The organism is Erwinia sp. S43 (assembly GCF_016624745.1).
GTDB classification, from domain to species: Bacteria; Pseudomonadota; Gammaproteobacteria; order Enterobacterales; family Enterobacteriaceae; genus Erwinia; species Erwinia coffeiphila.
Window position 1 is genome coordinate 217,992 of sequence record NZ_JACVTX010000001.1, and the last position, 18,057, is coordinate 236,048.

Sequence of the window (18,057 nt, forward strand, 5' to 3'; positions counted from 1 at the left end):
GGCTATCTTACCACTCAGAACGCCCGGCTTTCGCCATCTTCCGCTACCCACAGGCGATGGACGAAGCCGTTGCGCTGCGCATAATCGCGCAGCTGCTGGCGGCCGAGCAGGCAGTGGTTAATCGCCTCCATATGGCTGGCAATAATATGACTTTCCGGCAGCAGGCGGTGAACCCGCAGCGTATCTTCCTCGCCCATGATAATTGCGCCAAAGCAGTCAATCTGCGCACTTCCGGCATTCAGCACCACCACGTCGGGTTTGAACGCTGCCAGCGCCTGCTCAACGGCCGGAACCCAGACGGTATCCCCGGCGATATACAGCGTTGGTTCTTCGGGGTGCTGGAACACCAGCCCGCAGGCCTTGCCCAACCGTTTTGCCAGCGGCGGCAGCGCATAGGCGGCGTTGCTACCGTGCTGGCCGTCGGTTTTCCATACGGTGATGTCGCCAATCTCCGTGCGATCGTCCAATACCGTCACCGCGCTGAAACCCTGCGCGCGGATCTGCTCGGCGTCCTGCTGATTCTGGCTGAACAGGGGAATAGTCGAAGCAATCAACCGCCGTGCCGCCTCATCCCAGTGGTCCTCGTGAGTGTGGGTAACGATGACCGCATCGGCGTTAATGATGTCCGCAACCGGCAGCGGCAGCTCGACCAGCGGGTTGCGCAGATGGCTGCGGGCGGTGCCGGGGAAACCGGGCAGCGCACCTTTATCCGCCAGCATCGGGTCAATCAGAAAGGTTTTACCGGCATAGTCCAGTTTGAGCGTGGCATTGCGAATTTGGGTGAGTTTCATCGGTGGCTCTCCATCTGAGCGGCAGCGGAATACCGCCGTACCGCGCCAGTATAGAGAGGCGGGAAAACCGCAATAAGTAGCCTGATGGACAATAAACGATGGGATTGGGACAAACTTATCCCGGGGCTGCGTCGATCAGAGGGGGGCAGTGTCTGCCCCTCAGGCGTAGCGACGAACGGCGGGGGCGCGCAGCTGGGCGAGAATACAGGCGCAGTTCTCGTACAGCGTGCGAATACGGCGCTCCAGCACCTCCGGCGGATGGGTTTCCACTTCCGCATACATACTGAGAATTTCGCTTTTGCAGTGCGAACGGCAGCTGCGTTTTTTCTGCCGGGCGTCCAGCCAGCGCAGCAGCATCAGCTTTTTCTCTGCATCACGATGCAGCATGCTGCCTCTGATGCTGCGAATGGCCTGCAAAAAATCCTGATAGAAGTCGGTGATATCCTGCATTTTATCGATATTCATCATCGTTGCATCATCCTGCCCGGTTAAGCGGCAGCCGGATTGTTCCCGGCTGCCGGGTCGTCAGTCAGCGGCACGTGCCGCCGGTGATGGAGTCATGATTGTTCTGCTACCGTTCAGCGCTTTGCGGGCGGCTCGATGGCGTATCCGGCTTTGGTCAGCGAAGATTTCAGGCTGGCATAACCAATTCGCGCGTATTCCAGCGGCGGAGCCAGCGCCGGGTCCTGCTCGGCCTCGACCACAAACCAGCCCTGATAGCCGATACCGGCCAGCCGTGCGATCACCGCATCGAAGTCAATGCTGCCGTCACCGGGCACGGTGTAAACGCCTTTCAATACCGCATCAAGAAACGAGTCGCGCTGCCAGTCCAGCCCGGCACGCACATCCGCGCGAACATCTTTGGTATGCACGTGGTTAATGCGCTTACCGTGTTTGCTCAGCACGCTCAGCGGATCGACCCCGGCAAACACCAGATGCCCGGTATCAAACAGCAGCCCCACCTGCGGGCCGGTAGCCGCCATCAGCAGATCGATATCGCGTTCGTCTTCAATCACCGTGCCCATATGGTGATGGAAGGCCAGCGGTACGCCGAAATCACGGCACCAGCTGGCGAACAGGTTCAGCTTCGCGCCGTACTCGCGGATTTGCTCCTCCGTCAGCCTGCGGCGCTGGCTCAGCGGCACCTGCTGCTGGTTCTGAATGGTGCCCGCCGTTTCGCCGTACACCAGACAGGCCGCACCGCACTCTTTAAACAGCTGCATCTGCGGCGTCGCTTTGGCGATTTCGCTCTCCAGATCGTTATCCAGCAGGGTGCCGGAGTACCAGCCGGAGACCAGCTGTAGCTGATATTCCGCCAGCTGCGGCTGCAGTTCAGCGCGGGTTCGTGGGAACTTGCCGCCGGTTTCTACGCCGGAAAAACCGGCCAACCGGCTTTCGGCCAGGCAGACGGAAAGCGGTGTGTCGCCGCCGAGCTGCGGCAGGTCGTCATTGGACCAGGCGATAGGGGCAATACCCAGTTTTGCGTGCAACGTCATGTTCTGATTCCTCTGGCTGAAAGTTAAATACCTGTACGCTGTTTTTTACGGCCCGCAACGTGTTCGGCCCGCGCCTGATTCACGCTTTCGCGCTGGCTGACTTCCGGCACGCCGACGTCCCACCAGGCATCGCCCGGCGTCCATTCGTGTGGGTGTGTGTCGATGCAGATGACCGTGGTGCGATCGTTACCCTTCGCCCAGTCCACGGCATCGGCCAGTTCATCCAGGCTGCTGACCTTGCGGGCGAGCGCGCCCATCGACTGCGCGTTGGCAACGAAATCGACGTGGAACGGTTCGGTAACCCGGCAGTCCTTGAGCAGGTTGTTAAACGACGCGCCGCCCTTGGCGTTTTGCAGACGGTTAATCACCGCGTAGCCGCCGTTGTCGCACACCAGCAGGATCAGCTTGTGGCCGGAAAGCACGCTGGAATAGATATCGGAATTCATCATCATGTAGGTGCCGTCACCGATCAGCACGAATACATCGCGATCCGCGTCGATCATTGCCGTACCCCAGCCCGCAGAGATTTCATAGCCCATGCAGGAGAAACCAAATTCGCAGTCGAAAGTACCGGGATTTTTTACCTTCCATCCTTTCACCAGCTCGCCCGGCAGTCCGCCCGCCGCGCTGATCACGTAGTCTTCGGCAGCGGCGCGTTCATTGACCACGCCAACCACCTGCGCGTAGGTCGGTACGCCGGTTGTAACCGTGCGCTGCTGGCGTGCGGCGATCAGCTGATTCCACGCGGCAAAGGCTGTTTTGCCGCTGTCCAGCCAGCCCGCATCCACCGCATAGTTGCCGAGCGCGGCATTGAGCTCGCGGATACCTTCGCGGGCATCGGCGACCAGCGGCAGCGAGAAGTGCTTATGGGCGTCAAAGCGCGCGGCGTTAATGGCAATAAAGCGCGCATCGGGTGAAAACACCGTCCAGGAGCCGGTGACGAAATCCATCAGTCGGGTGCCGATAGCGATAATCACATCGGCTTTTGCCGCCAGCGCGTTGGCGGATGTCGACCCCAGAATACCGACCGGGCCGATATGCAGCGGATGATCGTGGGTCAGCGTGCCTTTTCCTGCAATGGTTTCCACCACCGGTATGCCGCGCTGGCGGGCGAACGCTTCCAGCTCGGCCTCAGCCCGCGAGTAACGTACGCCGCCCCCGGCGATAATCAGCGGATGCCGGGCGTAAGCCAGCAGTTCGGCCGCCTGCTCCAGCAGCTGCTGGTCCGGGCGAGGGCGCGGGATGGTATGAACGCGGCGGGCGAAAAACGCCTCGGGATAGTCGAAGGCCATCTCCTGCACGTCCTGGCACAGGCCGATAAAGGCCGGGCCGCAGTCCGCCGGGTCAAGCATGGTTGCCACCGCCTGCGGCAGGGAAGAGAGGACTTGCTCCGGCCAGGTGATGCGATCCCAGTAGCGGGTTACCGCTTTAAAGGCGTCGTTGACCGTCTGGCTGGGATCGCTGAAGTGCTCCACCTGCTGCATGACCGGGTCCGGCACGCGGCGAGCGAAGGCATCACCGCAGATCATCAGCATCGGCAGGCGGCTGACGTGAGCCACCCCGGCCGCCGTCAGCAGGTTTGTGGTTCCCGGGCCGATAGAAGCGGTCACCACCATAATCTGCTGGCGCAGGCGCGCTTTGGCAAAGCCGACGGCGGCGAAGGCCATCGACTGTTCGTTCTGACCGCGCCAGGTCGGCAGCACGTCCTGTACGCTTTCCAGCGCCTCACCAATGCAGGTGACGTTGCCGTGGCCGAAGATGCCGAACACGCCGGGGAAAAGCGGCACTTCTTCACCGTCTACGTGAATAAACTGATTGCTCAAATAACGGACCACCGCCTGTGCAGTGGTGCAACGATAGGTCGACATAGTTTCTACCTGCTGTAGGGCCCGTAATCAGGCTGGTTATAGAAATTAATTTGCTAAAAACACAAACAAGCAATTTTAGTTGCAAATCCGGACGTAGCCCTCCCCAAAGGGAGAGCGTTAAACCGGACTGCGGCTATTTATGGCTGCTTTTCTTACCTTCCTCGCGGATTTGCGTGCGTTCCGTCAGCGTGGCAATACGCGGCTGTTCCTCTTCAGGATGCAGCTCGGCGGCCAGCGCCAGCGCGATGCACTGTACCAGGCACACCGGTGCGGCCAGCGAACGGGAAAAACTGTATTCCTCTTCCGGGATGGTAAACAGCACCCGGGCGTCCTTCGCCAGCGGAGACAGCACGCTGTCGGTAATCGCAATCAGCGGCACCTTTTTCTGCCCGGCAATATCGGCGATCTGCACCACTTCCTGCGCGTAATGGCGGAAGGAGACGGCAATCAGCGCATCACGCGGGGTCATATTCATCGCCATATGCGGGGCCAGTCCGCCGGACATATCCAGCAGCACGACCTTGCGGTTAAGCATGGTCAGCAGGTAACGCAGCAAAATAGCCACCGGCTCAGAACGCAGCTGCCCGGCGATAAAAATCGTGTCGGCGCGGCCCATCAGCTGAGCGCTGTGGTCGAGATCGGCGGCGGTGACGCTTTCCAGCATGCCCTGCAGCGTGGCGATATCCCGCACCACTAAATCCTGCAGAAAACCGAGGTTGCCGAGCTGCTGGTTTTTTTGCAGATCGTTTTCCAGCGCCACAATGCGCTCGTTATAACCGGGCGCGGTGGTCGCCAGCCGGGTCTGAAACACCGCCTGCATCTGCTTAAAGCCGCTGTAGCCAAAGTGCTGGGCAAAGCGCACCAGCGTTGACGGATGCAGCGCGCAGCGGGCGGCAATAGCGTTGATTGACTCCAGCGCCACGGCGTTAGGATTCTGGGTAATAAAACGCGCCACCTGCTGAAAACGATCCGACAGCTGCGGATAGCGGGCGGTGATGTCGTTCACCACCTGCTCGTAGTTTTTATGCGGCGGTGGGATATCTTTCCTGTCTGTTTCTTTACGGCTCGCCATCGGCTTTAACCCTTAACGTTTTATTCTGACCGCAGGCTATCGCAACTAAAATTGCATTACAATTTTCATTGCAATTGAAATTTCCAAAAGCGTGATCTGACTCAGAAGTTGCGCATTTCATTCTCTTCGAAAAAACGCAGAAACTCTCTCAGTGAGTGGGTTTAGCTCTTTATAAATTCATTAAAAATCATATTGATAATTCATTTCAGATGCTGAAAAAACCAGCGTAGTCAGCGCTAAATTTGTCATTGCAATTTTTATTGCGTTTTTTTCTTGTTTGCAATTAAGTTAATAACCGGTGGCGGTGAACAGGCAACGACATCCGCCGAATTAACATCTCCGATCCCGGTCAGGGCGGCAGGAAAACAGGATCAGGCTATGTATAACGACTACGGGCAGTTTATTAACGGCGACTGGCGACAGGGCCGCAGCGGCGAAACCATTGTGGTTACCGATCCGGGGCGCGCCGAACGGCTTGGCGAGATCGCCGCTGCCTCCCGCGAGGATACGCTGGAGGCGATTGCTAGTGCGGAAGCGGCACTGGCACCGTGGCAGGCGCGGGCCGCCTGGGAACGTGCCGATACGCTGCACCGCGTGGCGGCAGAAATGGAGCAGGCGCGCGAGCAGGCGGCCCGGACGATCTCCCTCGAAAGCGGAAAACCGCTGGCGCAGGCCAGCCGCGAATGGACGCTGGCTATCGATCAGTTCACCTGGTACGCCGAAGAGGCACGCCGGGTGTATGGACGCATTGTGGAAAGCCGCGTACCGGGCGGGCGCTGTGAAGTCTCTCATCAGGCTGTGGGCGTAGTGGCAGCCTTTACCGCATGGAACTTCCCGGTGGTGCTGATCGCCCGCAAGCTGGCCCCGGCGCTGGCGGCGGGCTGCACCGTGGTGCTGCGCCCCTCCAGCGAAGTGCCCGGATCGGCGATGGTCATCATGACCTGCCTGCAAAAGGCCGGACTGCCGGCGGGCGTGGTTAACATGGTGGTCGGACCCACGGCCAATACCTATCAGCCGCTGATTGAATCACCGGTGGTGCGCAAAGTAACGCTGACCGGCTCCACGGCGATTGGGCAGCAGATGATCCGTGATTCGGCTGCCACCCTCAAACGCGTCAGTATGGAACTGGGCGGCAATGCGCCGATGATCGTTTTTGACGATGCCGATATAGAGAAAGCGCTGGATCTGGCAGTGCCGACCAAGTTCGCCAACTGTGGGCAGGTATGCGTCACCGCCGATCGCTTCTATGTTCATAAATCGGTTGAGCAGGCCTTTATCGATGGATTCGCCCGTCGCGCCGCGGCAATTAAGGTTGGTTACGGGCTGGATGAGGGCAGTGAGATGGGGCCGCTGATCAACGCGCGGCGGCTGAAGGCGATTGAAAACATCGTCGATGACGCACGGCAGAAGGGCGCGCGCGTGGTGACCGGCGGGCAGCGTATTGCCGATAAGCCGGGCTTTTACTTTGCGCCCACCGTGCTGGCCGATGTACCGGACGATGCGCTGGCGCTGGCCGAGGAAAACTTTGGCCCGATCGCTGCCATCACCACTTTCACTGACGAAGCCGACGTTATCGCCCGCGTGAACCGCAGCGAGCTGGCGCTCTCCGCCTATGCCTTTACCCGCGATGCCGCACGCATTCGCCGCGTCTCTCAACAGTTGCAGGCGGGCATGGTGGGTATCAACAGTTTTGCCCTGGCCTCGGCCGACGTACCGTTTGGCGGCATTAAGGCCAGCGGTATGGGCAGCGAAGGCGGTGCGGAAGGTATTTTCGAATATATGAATGTCAAACTGACGCAGGTGGTCCTGTAAGGAAGCCACAATGATAAACAGCAACGTTAAGCGTTTATGGGCAGAAGGGCACAGCGTGCTGAACGGCTGGCTGTCGGTTGCCAGCCCGTTCACCGCTGAGATTATGGCGGAGCAGGGCTACGACGCGCTGACCATCGATATTCAGCACGGTCTGGTCGGCTACGAGACGGCCACCACCATGCTGCAGGCAATGCGTGCCAGCGGCGTGACGCCGATGGTGCGTGTGCCCTGGCTGTCGCCGGGCGACATTATGAAAGCGCTGGACGCCGGGGCCTGGGGCATCATCTGCCCGATGATCAACAACGGCGAGGAAGCCCGACAGCTGGTGTCCTGCGTGCGCTACCCGCCGCTCGGTTCCCGCAGCTTTGGTCCGACGCGCGTCACTTTTGCCGCAGGGGCGGATTATGGCCAGCATGCGGACAGCGAAGTGGTGTGCTTTGCGATGATTGAAACCGCCGAAGCGGTGGAAAAAATCGAGGAAATCGTGCGAACCCCGGGGCTGGACGGCATCTATATTGGTCCGGCGGATCTGACCCTGGCGCTGACCGGGCGACGCTACCGTACCGGTTTTGACCGCGAGGAGCCGGAAATCATCGACGCCATCCGCCATATTCTGGATCGTGCGCACGCTGCCGGTATCCGTGCCGGACTGCATAACGGCAGTCCGGAGTACGCCGCGAGAGCCGTGGAGTGGGGTTTTGATCTGGTTACCGTCTCTAATGATGTTCAGCTGTTGCGCGGTGCGGCGGCGGCCAGCGCCACGCGCTTTCGCCAGCTGACCGGTACAGCGCCACAGGCTAAAGTCCAGCAGGGGGGGTACTGAAATGCCGCATGTACTGATTGCCGGAAGTATTCATCAGGCCGGGTTGAGCATTCTGCAAAACACCCCCGGTTTCACTTACGAGTTGGTGAAAGAAGTGAGCACCGCCAGCTATGCGCCGTTTATCGAACACGCGGATGCGCTGCTGCTGCGTACCCAGCCGCTGACCGCCGCAGAAATTGAGCAGGCTCCACTACTGAAGGTCGTTTCCCGCCACGGCGTTGGCTACGACGCGGTTGACGTGGCGGCGCTGAACGAACGCGGTATTCCGCTAACCATCGTCGGTGACGTGAATTCGCTGTCGGTGGCGGAACACACGTTTGCTCTGCTGATGGGAGTAGCGAAGCAGCTGCGGGTTTACGATGAAAATCTGCGCAGCGGCAACTGGAACTGCCGCAACAGCTTCTCGGCGATGGAGCTGTCGGGGCGCACGCTGTTTGTGCTGGGCTTTGGTCGCATTGGGCGGGAAGTGGCGAGAATGGCGCGCTGTTTCAATATGTTCGTGGTGGCCTACGACCCTTACGTGGCCGATGAAATCTTCCATGCCCTTGGCGTGGAGCGGATTACCGAACTGGACGCCGGATTAAAAATCGCCGATGCGCTGACCGTGCATTTGCCGCTCAGCGACAGTAAACCGCTGATTGGCCGCCGTGAGCTGGCGCTGCTTAAACCGCAGGCGATTGTGATCAACACCGCGCGCGGTGGGATTATTGATGAACAGGCGCTGATCGACGCACTGAAAAACGACTGTCTGGGCGGCGCGGGGCTGGATGTTTTCAGTCAGGAACCGCCACCTCGCGACTCGGCGCTGCTGCACGCGTCTTATCGCCTGATCCTCAGCCCGCATTCCGCCGGGTTGACCGAAGAGGCGGCGATGCGGATGTCGGTTTCCGCCGTGAATAATATTATTCATTATTTCACCGGCGAACTGGAAGAAAACTTAATTGTTAATTACCGACAGATAAATAACACGCACGCTATTTAACGGCTGGCGAATAATAACTTACCCGTCCTCTACAGGAACTGACTATGTTGAAAATAGCCGTGCTCGGTGCTGGCCGCATCGGGAAAATCCACGCCGCGAATATTGCCACACACCCGCAGGCAACGCTGGTGGCGGTGGCCGATCCTTTTATTAATAGCGCAAACGCACTGGCAGATTTATATGGTGCTAAAGCCGTATCCGATCCGCTGGAATTAATTAATGACGCTGATATCGATGCGGTTATTATTGCCACACCTACCGATACTCACGTTGATTTAATGCTGGCCGCCGCGCGCCAGGGAAAGAAAATATTATGCGAAAAACCTGTCGATCTGGATTTAAAACGCGCCGCCGACGCCTGCCGTCAGCTTGAGGAAATTAACGCGCCGGTAATGGTGGCATTTAACCGCCGCTTCGACCCCAGCGCCAGCGAGCTGCAGCAGGCCATTGCCAGTGGCGACATCGGCGATCTGCACCAGGTGGTGATCACCAGCCGCGATCCGGATTTTGCCCCAATGGACTATCTGCGCCATTCCGGCGGTATTTTCAGCGATATGGTGATCCACGATTTCGATATGGCCCGCTGGCTGCTGGGCGAGGAACCGGTCGAAGTTTACGCCAGCGCCAGCCGCCTGCTGAAGCCGGAACTGGCGGAGTTTGACGATTACGACACGGTGATGGTGCAGATGACCACCGCATCCGGCAGGCAGTGCCACATCAACTGCAGCCGCCGCGCGGTATATGGCTACGATCAGCGGCTGGAGGCCTTCGGTTCCGCCGGCATGCTGCTCAATAACAACCAGCGGGCCAACAGCGTGCGCCGCTATACCGCCGCCGCCACGGAAGTGCAGGCCCCGCTGGAAGCGTTCTTCCTTGAGCGCTATGAGCAGGCCTATCGGCTGGAGATGGATGCGTTTATCCAGGCCGCGCTGGGCAAGCGCGCCATCCCCGTTACCCCCTTTGATGGTCTGATGGCGCTGAAGCTGGCGGAGTGCGCCGCGCGTTCTACCGCCAGCGGCAGGCCGGTAAGTGTTGACTGATTCCTGACGGAGAACGAAAAAATGAAAAAGATTGGCATTGGTATTATCGGCACCGGCTTTATGGGGTTATCACACGCGCTGGCCTATCGCGCGGCGGCGGGCATTTTCCCGGGTGACGGCGTGCCGGAACTGATTGCGGTAGCTGATGTGGACGGTGCAGCGGCAGAGCGGGCGGCAAAACGCTTCGGCTTTCGTCGCCACACCGATGACTGGCAGTCGCTGATTAACGATCCGGAGATCGACGTGGTGTCGATTACCACGCCGAACCGTTTCCATCTGGAACAGGCGCTGGCAGCAATTAAAGCCGGTAAGCACGTGCACTGCGAAAAGCCGATTGCGCCGACCAGCGAAGAGGCGCGGATCATGACCGATGCCGCCGAGGCGCAGGGGGTGATCACCCAGGTGGGCTTTAACTATCTGAAGAACCCACTTATCAAGCTGGCCAGGGAGATGATCGACAACGGCGATCTGGGCGATATCGTTAGTTTCCGCGGTATTCACGCCGAAGATTTTATGTCCTCGCCGCTGACGCCATGGTCATGGCGGCTGGACCCTGCCGGCGGCGCGGGGGCGGTTGCCGATCTTGGTAGCCACATTGTGGCGATGGCGCGTTTCCTGCTGGGGCCGGTGGTGGCGGTGCAGGCGGATCTGGAGACGGTCATCAAGCAGCGCCCGGTTGCGGCAGGTGCGCATGAGCAGCGAGCGGTTGAGGTGGATGATATCGCCCGCCTGACCGTCGAGTTTGCACGCGGCTGCAAGGGCAGTATTGAGGCCAGCTGGGTGGCGATGGGCCGCAATATGCAGCTGGGCTTTGAGGTTTACGGTACGCGTGGGGCGCTGCATTTTACTCAGGAGCGTTTTAACGAGCTGCACTATTATCGTCACGATGCCGCCGGTGGGGTGCGCGGTTTCCAGAAGATTGAGGCCGGTCCGCAGCAGCAACCATACGGCGCGTTCTGCCCGGCGCCAGGTCATCAGTTGGGCTTTAACGATTTGAAGACGATTGAGATTGCGGAGTTTCTGAGAGCGGTATCCGGTGGGGAGTTCAGCGGGCCGGGGTTCCGTGATGCGATGGAGATCCAGCAGGTGATTGATGCGGCGATTCGGTCTTCGCGGGAGCAGCGGTGGGTGGCGGTTTGATTTTGGGATGAAGGTATGGCGATGGCTGAAGGGATGGCAGGGCGATCGGCGACGCTGAACGCTGGACGTTTGGCGATCGGCTTGAGCGGCTGTGCCCTCGAACGGGCGGATCCTCGCGCCGCTTCGCGGTTCCCTCACTTCGTTCGTCAGCCTTCAGGACCAGTACAGACGGGGCGTCCTGCCCCGGCTGTACTTTTTGTCCGCGTCCATGCGGCCAAATCCTGGCTTCCTTTCTGCGTTCAGCGCTGCGGATTGCCCGTTCGAGGGCACAGCCGCTCAGCCTGATGGCTCAGCGTTGTCTGCGGGAAGGTCTGGGATTTTTGGTTTTTCCTCTGCGTCCCAGTGGTCAAAGCAAGATTCTAAAAGCGATGAAAATTTCAAAAGGGACAGCCTCTGCTGCTGCGTAAGGGCATCCGCAGCGCTGAGGTGGAGCCATTGAGCCAGGAAACGACAGCAGGGATGCTGGCGTCAGGCCGGGTTTGAACAGGGACGTTCAATCCTGGCCGATCCGTCGGCGCAATGGCGTAACCGAAGGCACCGTGCCACGCACGGCGCGAGGACCGCCCTGGAGCAGCAGCAGAGGCTGAACCTCAAACACCCATTTCACAGCACCCTCTGATTACCAAACTCAAGAGCGATAAAATTATCAAAGGCAGCAGTAAAAGGTGCACCAGGACATCAATTCCCCTGCGCAATCCGCCAGTGGTTCAGCCAGGGTTGTTTCATACCTGTTTCTTCCCATTAGTCGAGGCGCCTTCCAGTTTTAAACTGGCACTCAGCCCGATGAAGATTTAACCTTGTATTTTGTGGTGTTAATAAGGAGAAGTCATGCGCCAGAGGACGATCGTTTGCCCGATTATTCAGAACGAAGGTGAGTATCTGTTATGCAAAATGGCGGCGGACCGCGGAGTTTTTCCCGGCCAGTGGGCGCTTTCCGGTGGTGGAATGGAACCGGGAGAAACGATGGAGACCGCGCTGAGAAGGGAAATTCGTGAAGAGCTGGGGGACGAACTGGAAATCACGGAGGTCAGGCCGTGGGCTTTTCGCGATGACATTCGTACAAAAACCTATGCAGACGGCTCAACCGAAGAGATTTATATGATTTATCTCATCTTTGACTGCATCAGTGCTAACCGCACAATTTCGTTTAATGAAGAGTTTCAGGAAGTCCGCTGGGTGCCTGCGGAGAAGATAGGGGAGCTGGATCTGAATGAGGCCACGCGCGTGACCTTTAGCCAGAAAGGGCTGATTTAAATCGCGAGTCTGGGGTCGGTACCGCGCTATAATTTGCGCACGGGGCTGCTGAAGAAAACGCCGCGGCCATTGATACCGAAAGGGTTACATGCATACAAAACGGTGACACGGAGGAGAGCCTGTTATGTCATATTACATTAAGCCAAACAGGGGTGAGCGACTCGCACCGCTCGACGACGAGAAAACAGTGTTTCAGGCATTAGTTTGTGCGGAGCTGGAAATGTGCTCTGGCAATGCCCAGGAGCGTATAGTTCAGTATAAAGCCAGCCTGGCTAAGGCTGCGAAGCAATCTTCCGCGAGCTTATTAAGACAAAAGCTGAAAGGTTGTCTTGTGCGTGAACGACAGGAAATGTAACCCTGTTTTTGTTGGTACAAAGTTTTGTTGGTACAAAGGCCCATCTGCGGGCCTTTGTTGTTTTTAAATTCGTCTGAGCGAGTGTTGTTTAGCCAGGCATACGCTCAAGAAAGAAGTCGCGCCCTTTTTTAACCATGCGCATGCCTTCGCGGCCAGAAGCGCTGGCGATGCGGAAAAACTCATCACTGCTGATATCCCAGGCCAGACGGACGCGCTCGCCGCCGGACTTAATGAAATTCCTTGCTTCATCCACGTTCAGTGCGTTGGTTTCAATAGCCTGGGTTGAATGACGACTCATAATTCTTCCTTAGTGACGTATGCAATGCCGTTCTCTTCGAGTGGACAGCATCTGATTTAGCTACAGGAAAACGTTTGCTCTGCGCTAACTGTCAATTTCCTGAAACATTTCCTTCATCTTACTCAGAAAATTTATTGCCTCAACTGACGATAACCTGCTGAAACTAAGATTATTCCTACCAGTCTCTGAAAGGGGGTTGCAATGATAAGAGTAGCTCGATCAATTGTTATATTATAACATATCAAAAATTATCATCGCGGGCCGACTTATGCAGCGTATTCCCCTGACCATTCTCAATGGTTTCCTTGGCGCAGGGAAAACCACCTTACTGAAAAGTTTACTGATGCAGGCGCAGAATCAGCGGCTGAACGTTAGCGTAATCGTGAACGATATGAGCGAACTGGATGTTGACGGCGTGCTGATTGCCAACACCGAGCTGGTAGGGAAGCAGCGGCAGAATTTTATCTCCATCTCCGCCGACAGCATCAGCAGCCCGACCGGAGTTAACAAGCTGGCACAGGCACTGGAACAGCTCGCTGCAAATCAGCCTGATATGATCCTGCTGGAAACCTCCGGCAGCAGCCATCCGCTGCCGCTGATTAAGCTGTTGCGCGATCATCCGCTGGTGCAGCTAAAGGGCTTCCTTTCACTAATTGATGCCGTGATGCTGCAAAGCGACTATGACGGCGGTGAACAGCTGATCCCGCGCTGGCAGCGCAACCTTAACCAGGGTCGTGGTGGCGTTGAAAACCTGCTGGCAGGGCAGATCCTGTTTTGCAGTCATCTGATGCTAACCAAAGTCGATCGACTGAATGCCGATGCAGTGCTCGATATAGCTCATGCAGTGCATCCCATTAATCCTGCGGTGGCGGTGATGGCGCTGCCGTGGGGAAATTTGCCGATAAGCGAGCTGTTGGCGTACCCCGAATATGATTTTTATCGCGTGGCAAAACTCGTCGAGGAACTGGAGGAAGAGGTCGAACAGTTCACCGATGACGGCGCACCGTACGACATTGAATCGCGGGTGATTGCGGACGATCGTCCATTCCACCCGCAGCGGCTGTGGGACACTTATCAGCAATTTCTCGGGGCCGGAATCCACCGCAGCAAGGGCTTTTTCTGGCTGCCGGGACGGGACGATCTCGCTCTGCTGTGGAATCAGGCGGCGGGCAGTATCAGCCTGGAATTTATCAGCTACTGGAAAGCAGGCGTACTGCGACATGAAAACAGCCTGCTGAATAGCGAAGAACGACGCATTCTGCAGCAGCAGCTGGATGACATGCCTGGGCGTTTTGGCGATCGGCGATGTCGCCTGACGGTGATTGGTTTGTCCGGGCAGCTCGAGCCCTTTGTCTCGGCGCTGCAACGCTGTTTCCTCAGCGAGGAGGAAATTGACTGGTGGCAGAAGGGCGGCACGTTTGCTGACCCCTGGCCGAAACGCGTTGCCAGACTGAAGTCGTAAACCCGACCTGAATACTCATTATGGAGGCCCGCGTGCCACAGAGCAGTAAAGAAGAGCAGAAGCTGCTGGCGATGTCGCCCGCAGATTATATGAATGCCCAACAGCTGGCGTTTTTTCAGCAGCGTTTATTGCAGGATAAACAGGATCTTTTGGCGCATATCGACCAGCTGAAAGCCAGTTTACAGTGGGGGGATAACCAGGGTGATGAAGCCGATAAGGCAATGCGCGAAGAAGAACTGAGGCTGCTGCTGCGCCAGATCGATCGCGAAAGCCGCCTGCTACCGAAAATCGATGCCGCACTGATCCGTATCAGAAAGGGTGAGTACGGCTACTGTCAGGAGTCCGGCGATCCTATCGGCCTGCCGCGCCTGCTATTGAGGCCAACCGCCGAGCTGAGCATCGACGTGAAAATGACCCACGAAATGAAAGAAACCGCCTGGCGTAAATAGCGTTGGTCGACGGGTTTATTTTTGTGCGCCATCGTGTTCACATCCTGGTGCTGGTGGAACGGATGACTAAAGGCTTAAGGCTTAAGGCTTAAGCCTTCAGCTGCGTGCAGATCATTTCAGCTGCGCCAGATAATTAATCGTCGGGGTCAGCATCTGTCTGACCGCCATTTGTGCCTGCTGCGGATCGCGGGCGGCAATCGCCTCATAAACCGCAGTATGCGCCTGTAAATTGGGCTCGGGGAAAAGGTTCAGTGCCAAAAACTGCTCAATATGATGCCGCACCGAAACGCTGAAGTAGTGGTACAGAACGCGCATGGCTTCGTTGTGAGAAGCCTCAACCAGCGCCTGGTGAAAACGGCTGTCCAGCGTGACAAACTCCGCCATATCTCTGCCCGATGAGTAGTCGCCGCGCAATTTTAAAGCGCGCTTCATCGCGGTTAAATCCTCCCGCGTACGCCGCTCGGCTGCGTATTTAGCCGCTTCAGATTCAATCATGCACTGTAATTCAAAGTGATCGCGCAGGCTGCTTTTGTCGACCTGGCGCATAATTTCCGCCGGGTCCAGCACGCTGCGCACCCAGGTTCCATCCCCCTGGCGCACCTCCAGCATACCGGAGTGGGAGAGAACGCGGACCGCTTCGCGAATCGTATTGCGGCCGACGTTATACAGCTGCGCCAGTTCGCCTTCGGTGGGGATTCGCTCACCAACCGGCCAGCTGCCGTCGCCTATGGCGGCACGTAGCGCGTCGATAACCGTATTGACCAGCGGCTGGCGCATGATTGCCTGGGGTGATTTCATCGTTCGAAGCCTGATTGTTGATAAAAACATTATCCTATCATCCGATCAATTTCAGCACCATGCCGACGTAATCGTTATTAAAAATCATTCTCATTGTTAGTTTAAACATAGGATGATAGGATTTTAAACATCCCATGTTTAAAGGATCGATGACGATCACTTTTGTGATGTCGTCATAAAACATCCCCTTATCCGTTGTTCAACCTCTGTTCTAACGAGCTGAAAACCATGAATGATTTCAGGATTGACCCCGTACGCCGACCAATTGCGGCATTGATTGCCGCAGCGCTGGGCAGCACATTGCTTTCTCCTTTTGCCAACGCCAATAACAACGGCGATGAAACGCTGACGGTCAGCGCCAGCACCGAGGAAAGTGCCTGGGGGCCGAGTGGGAGTCTGGTAGCTAAACGCAGTGCCAGCGCCACTAAAACCGATACGCCGCTGGTAAAAACGCCACAGTCGGTATCGGTGGTTACCCGTGAAGAGCTGGATCTGCTCGATCCGCCCACCGTTAAGGATGCACTGCGGTTTGCACCCGGGGTAATGGTAGAGAGCCGTGGGTCGGTGTCCGGGTTTAACTCGGTGAATATTCGCGGTTTATCGCAGATTTCAGACAATGTCTGGCTGGACGGACTCAAGCTGGCGGGGGAGGGTTACACCAATTTTCAGGTTGATCCCTATCTTCTGGAGCGTGTTGAGCTGCTGCGCGGCCCGGCCTCGGTGCTCTACGGTGCCAGCGATCCGGGCGGTGTGATTGCGCTGGTCAGTAAGCGTCCGACGGCGGAGACGCTGCGTGAAGTGCAGTTCAAGATGGGCAATCATAATCTTTATCAGACCGGGTTCGATTTTGGCGGCGCGGCGGATGACAGCGGCGAATTTCTCTGGCGGCTGACCGGGGTGGCCAGCGATCGCGATGAACAGCAGGTGGGTGAAAAGGCGAAGCGCTATTCGCTGGCTCCATCTCTGACCTGGCAGCCGAACGACAATACGCTTATCACGTTCCTTAGCCAGTTCAGCGATGAACCGGACATTGGCTGGTTCGGCTATCTGCCAGCCGAAGGCACCGTCACCGGCGGGGCAGCGGGCAAACTACCAACGAGCTTTAACGATGGTGAACCGGGATATAACAAAATTTCCCGTAAGCAGATGCTGCTCGGTTATGACGCGGAGCATCAGTTCGGCAATGGCTGGAGCCTGCGGCAAAATCTGCGCTACGCCACCGCAGAAATGGATTATCACACGATCTATGGCAGCAAAATTTCCACCACCGATGCCACACAGCTCACGCGCGGTGCGCTGGAGATGAAAGAGCAGCTCAGCACGTTTTCGGTCGATACGCAGTTGCAAAACCGCTATCGCACCGGCGAGATCGAACACACCAGCCTGCTCGGCGTAGACTATCGCCACCTTCGTAATGATATCTGGCACGCTTTCGGCAGTGCATCAAATCTCAGCCTGACTCAGCCGGTTTACGGCAACACCGACGTGTCGTATTTCAGTCTGAGCAGCCAGGTGGACCATCAGCAGCAAACCGGTGTTTATGTCCAGGATCAGGCACAGTGGCAGCGCTGGATGCTCACGCTGGGCGGGCGCTATGACTGGGCAAAAAGTGATTCAGTGAACCGCTCCGCAAGTAACGCGCTGACTGAACAGAACGACAGCGAATTTTCCTGGCGCGGAGGGCTGAACTATCTGTTTGATAACGGTATTGCACCGTATATCAGCTACAGCGAGTCGTTTTTACCAACCAGCGGGACTGATTATTACGGTCATACTTTCCAGGCCTCCCGCGCGAAACAGTATGAGGCAGGCATCAAGTATATCCCTGCCGAAGGATTGATTTCCGCCAGCGCAGCGGTATATCAGCTGACCAAAGATAAAAATCTCAGCACCGATCTGGACCATATTTACAACTCAATTCAGAACGGCGAAGTCCGCTCGAGGGGGATTGAACTGGAAGCGAAAGCGGCGCTGACCTCCAGCGTCGATGTCATCGCCAGCTACAGCTACACTCAGGCAAAATTCACCCGCGACAGCCAATATCAGGGCAACCAGCCGTATGAAATCCCGAAAAATATGGCCTCGCTGTGGGGAGATTATACCTTCCATAACACTGTACTGAGCGGACTGACGCTCGGCATGGGCGCACGCTACATTGGCTCTACGTGGGGTGATAATGCCAACTCCTTTAAGGCGGGGGCGGTAACGATTTGGAACACCGCGCTGCGCTACGATCTGGCACGGTTCAATCTGCCGGGCTCATCGCTGGGACTTAACGTCAATAACCTGTTTGATAAGCAGTATGTCGCCGGATGTTATGCCACGACGGCCTGCTACTACGGTGCGGAGCGCCAGATTACCGGTACTGCCACCTTCCGTTTCTGAGTCATAAAAGGGAGGAGGCAATCCTCCTCCCC

General features: G+C 57.3%; 17 protein-coding genes. 10 read left to right on the top strand and 7 right to left on the bottom strand.

Annotation, left to right across the window (positions count from 1 at the left end):
* Positions 1-14 precede the first annotated feature (14 nt).
* The 5 genes from IBT47_RS01040 to IBT47_RS01060 all read right to left on the bottom strand — a co-directional run bounded on the left by IBT47_RS01040 (position 15) and on the right by IBT47_RS01060 (position 5,227).
* Complete coding sequence (locus IBT47_RS01040; RefSeq protein WP_200558767.1) at positions 15-791, bottom strand: MBL fold metallo-hydrolase; 777 nt, start codon at positions 789-791, stop codon at positions 15-17.
* A gap of 159 nt (positions 792-950) precedes the next feature.
* Positions 951-1,259 (bottom strand): hypothetical protein, encoded by a 309-nt coding sequence (locus tag IBT47_RS01045; RefSeq protein WP_105595644.1) that lies wholly within the window; start codon positions 1,257-1,259, stop codon positions 951-953.
* A gap of 110 nt (positions 1,260-1,369) precedes the next feature.
* On the bottom strand, positions 1,370-2,281 hold the full coding sequence (gene iolE / locus IBT47_RS01050) for a myo-inosose-2 dehydratase (protein ID WP_200546498.1): 912 nt from the start codon (positions 2,279-2,281) through the stop codon (positions 1,370-1,372).
* A gap of 29 nt (positions 2,282-2,310) precedes the next feature.
* A complete protein-coding gene (gene iolD, locus IBT47_RS01055; protein ID WP_200558768.1) occupies positions 2,311-4,155 on the bottom strand; it encodes a 3D-(3,5/4)-trihydroxycyclohexane-1,2-dione acylhydrolase (decyclizing) in 1,845 nt (614 codons plus the stop codon).
* 133 nt (positions 4,156-4,288) lie between these two features.
* Entirely contained in the window at positions 4,289-5,227 is a 939-nt protein-coding gene (locus IBT47_RS01060; protein WP_200546374.1) for a MurR/RpiR family transcriptional regulator, read from the bottom strand.
* A 378-nt stretch (positions 5,228-5,605) separates the two neighbouring features.
* Here IBT47_RS01060 and IBT47_RS01065 point away from each other — a divergent pair, with 378 nt between their 5' ends.
* The 7 genes from IBT47_RS01065 to IBT47_RS01095 all read left to right on the top strand — a co-directional run bounded on the left by IBT47_RS01065 (position 5,606) and on the right by IBT47_RS01095 (position 12,633).
* The gene (locus IBT47_RS01065; RefSeq protein WP_200558769.1) at positions 5,606-7,039 is read left to right on the top strand and encodes an NAD-dependent succinate-semialdehyde dehydrogenase; all 1,434 of its coding nucleotides are present in this window, start codon (positions 5,606-5,608) and stop codon (positions 7,037-7,039) included.
* A gap of 10 nt (positions 7,040-7,049) precedes the next feature.
* Positions 7,050-7,862 (top strand): HpcH/HpaI aldolase/citrate lyase family protein, encoded by an 813-nt coding sequence (locus IBT47_RS01070; protein ID WP_200558770.1) that lies wholly within the window; start codon positions 7,050-7,052, stop codon positions 7,860-7,862.
* A 1-nt stretch (position 7,863) separates the two neighbouring features.
* Entirely contained in the window at positions 7,864-8,844 is a 981-nt protein-coding gene (locus IBT47_RS01075) for a hydroxyacid dehydrogenase (protein WP_200558772.1), read from the top strand.
* 44 nt (positions 8,845-8,888) lie between these two features.
* Complete coding sequence (gene iolG / locus IBT47_RS01080) at positions 8,889-9,884, top strand: inositol 2-dehydrogenase (RefSeq protein WP_200558774.1); 996 nt, start codon at positions 8,889-8,891, stop codon at positions 9,882-9,884.
* A 21-nt stretch (positions 9,885-9,905) separates the two neighbouring features.
* Entirely contained in the window at positions 9,906-11,024 is a 1,119-nt protein-coding gene (locus IBT47_RS01085) for a Gfo/Idh/MocA family protein (RefSeq protein ID WP_200558777.1), read from the top strand.
* Between the two features lie 828 nt (positions 11,025-11,852).
* Positions 11,853-12,278: a nucleoside triphosphatase NudI gene (gene nudI, locus IBT47_RS01090; protein WP_200558779.1), complete on the top strand. Its 426-nt coding sequence runs from the start codon at positions 11,853-11,855 to the stop codon at positions 12,276-12,278.
* A 124-nt stretch (positions 12,279-12,402) separates the two neighbouring features.
* Positions 12,403-12,633, top strand: coding sequence for a hypothetical protein (locus IBT47_RS01095; protein ID WP_105595635.1), 231 nt, complete (start codon positions 12,403-12,405; stop codon positions 12,631-12,633).
* Positions 12,634-12,721: 88 nt separating this feature from the next.
* Here IBT47_RS01095 and IBT47_RS01100 read toward each other — a convergent pair whose 3' ends face one another.
* Positions 12,722-12,931 (bottom strand): hypothetical protein, encoded by a 210-nt coding sequence (locus tag IBT47_RS01100; protein ID WP_205064639.1) that lies wholly within the window; start codon positions 12,929-12,931, stop codon positions 12,722-12,724.
* Positions 12,932-13,199: 268 nt separating this feature from the next.
* Here IBT47_RS01100 and IBT47_RS01105 point away from each other — a divergent pair, with 268 nt between their 5' ends.
* Together IBT47_RS01105 and dksA are read left to right on the top strand one after the other, a co-directional pair.
* Positions 13,200-14,393 (top strand): GTP-binding protein, encoded by a 1,194-nt coding sequence (locus tag IBT47_RS01105; protein ID WP_200558780.1) that lies wholly within the window; start codon positions 13,200-13,202, stop codon positions 14,391-14,393.
* Between the two features lie 71 nt (positions 14,394-14,464).
* Positions 14,465-14,842 carry an RNA polymerase-binding protein DksA gene (dksA, locus tag IBT47_RS01110; RefSeq protein ID WP_200558979.1) on the top strand — a complete coding sequence of 126 codons (378 nt, stop codon included), beginning with the start codon at positions 14,465-14,467 and terminating at the stop codon, positions 14,840-14,842.
* Positions 14,843-14,953: 111 nt separating this feature from the next.
* On the opposite strand, the gene IBT47_RS01115 is transcribed toward dksA, so the two are convergent.
* A complete protein-coding gene (locus tag IBT47_RS01115; protein WP_200558782.1) occupies positions 14,954-15,640 on the bottom strand; it encodes a FadR/GntR family transcriptional regulator in 687 nt (228 codons plus the stop codon).
* 228 nt (positions 15,641-15,868) lie between these two features.
* Here IBT47_RS01115 and fhuA point away from each other — a divergent pair, with 228 nt between their 5' ends.
* Positions 15,869-18,025, top strand: a complete 2,157-nt coding sequence (gene fhuA / locus IBT47_RS01120; RefSeq protein WP_200558784.1) for a ferrichrome porin FhuA — start codon at positions 15,869-15,871, stop codon at positions 18,023-18,025.
* Positions 18,026-18,057: the final 32 nt, after the last annotated feature.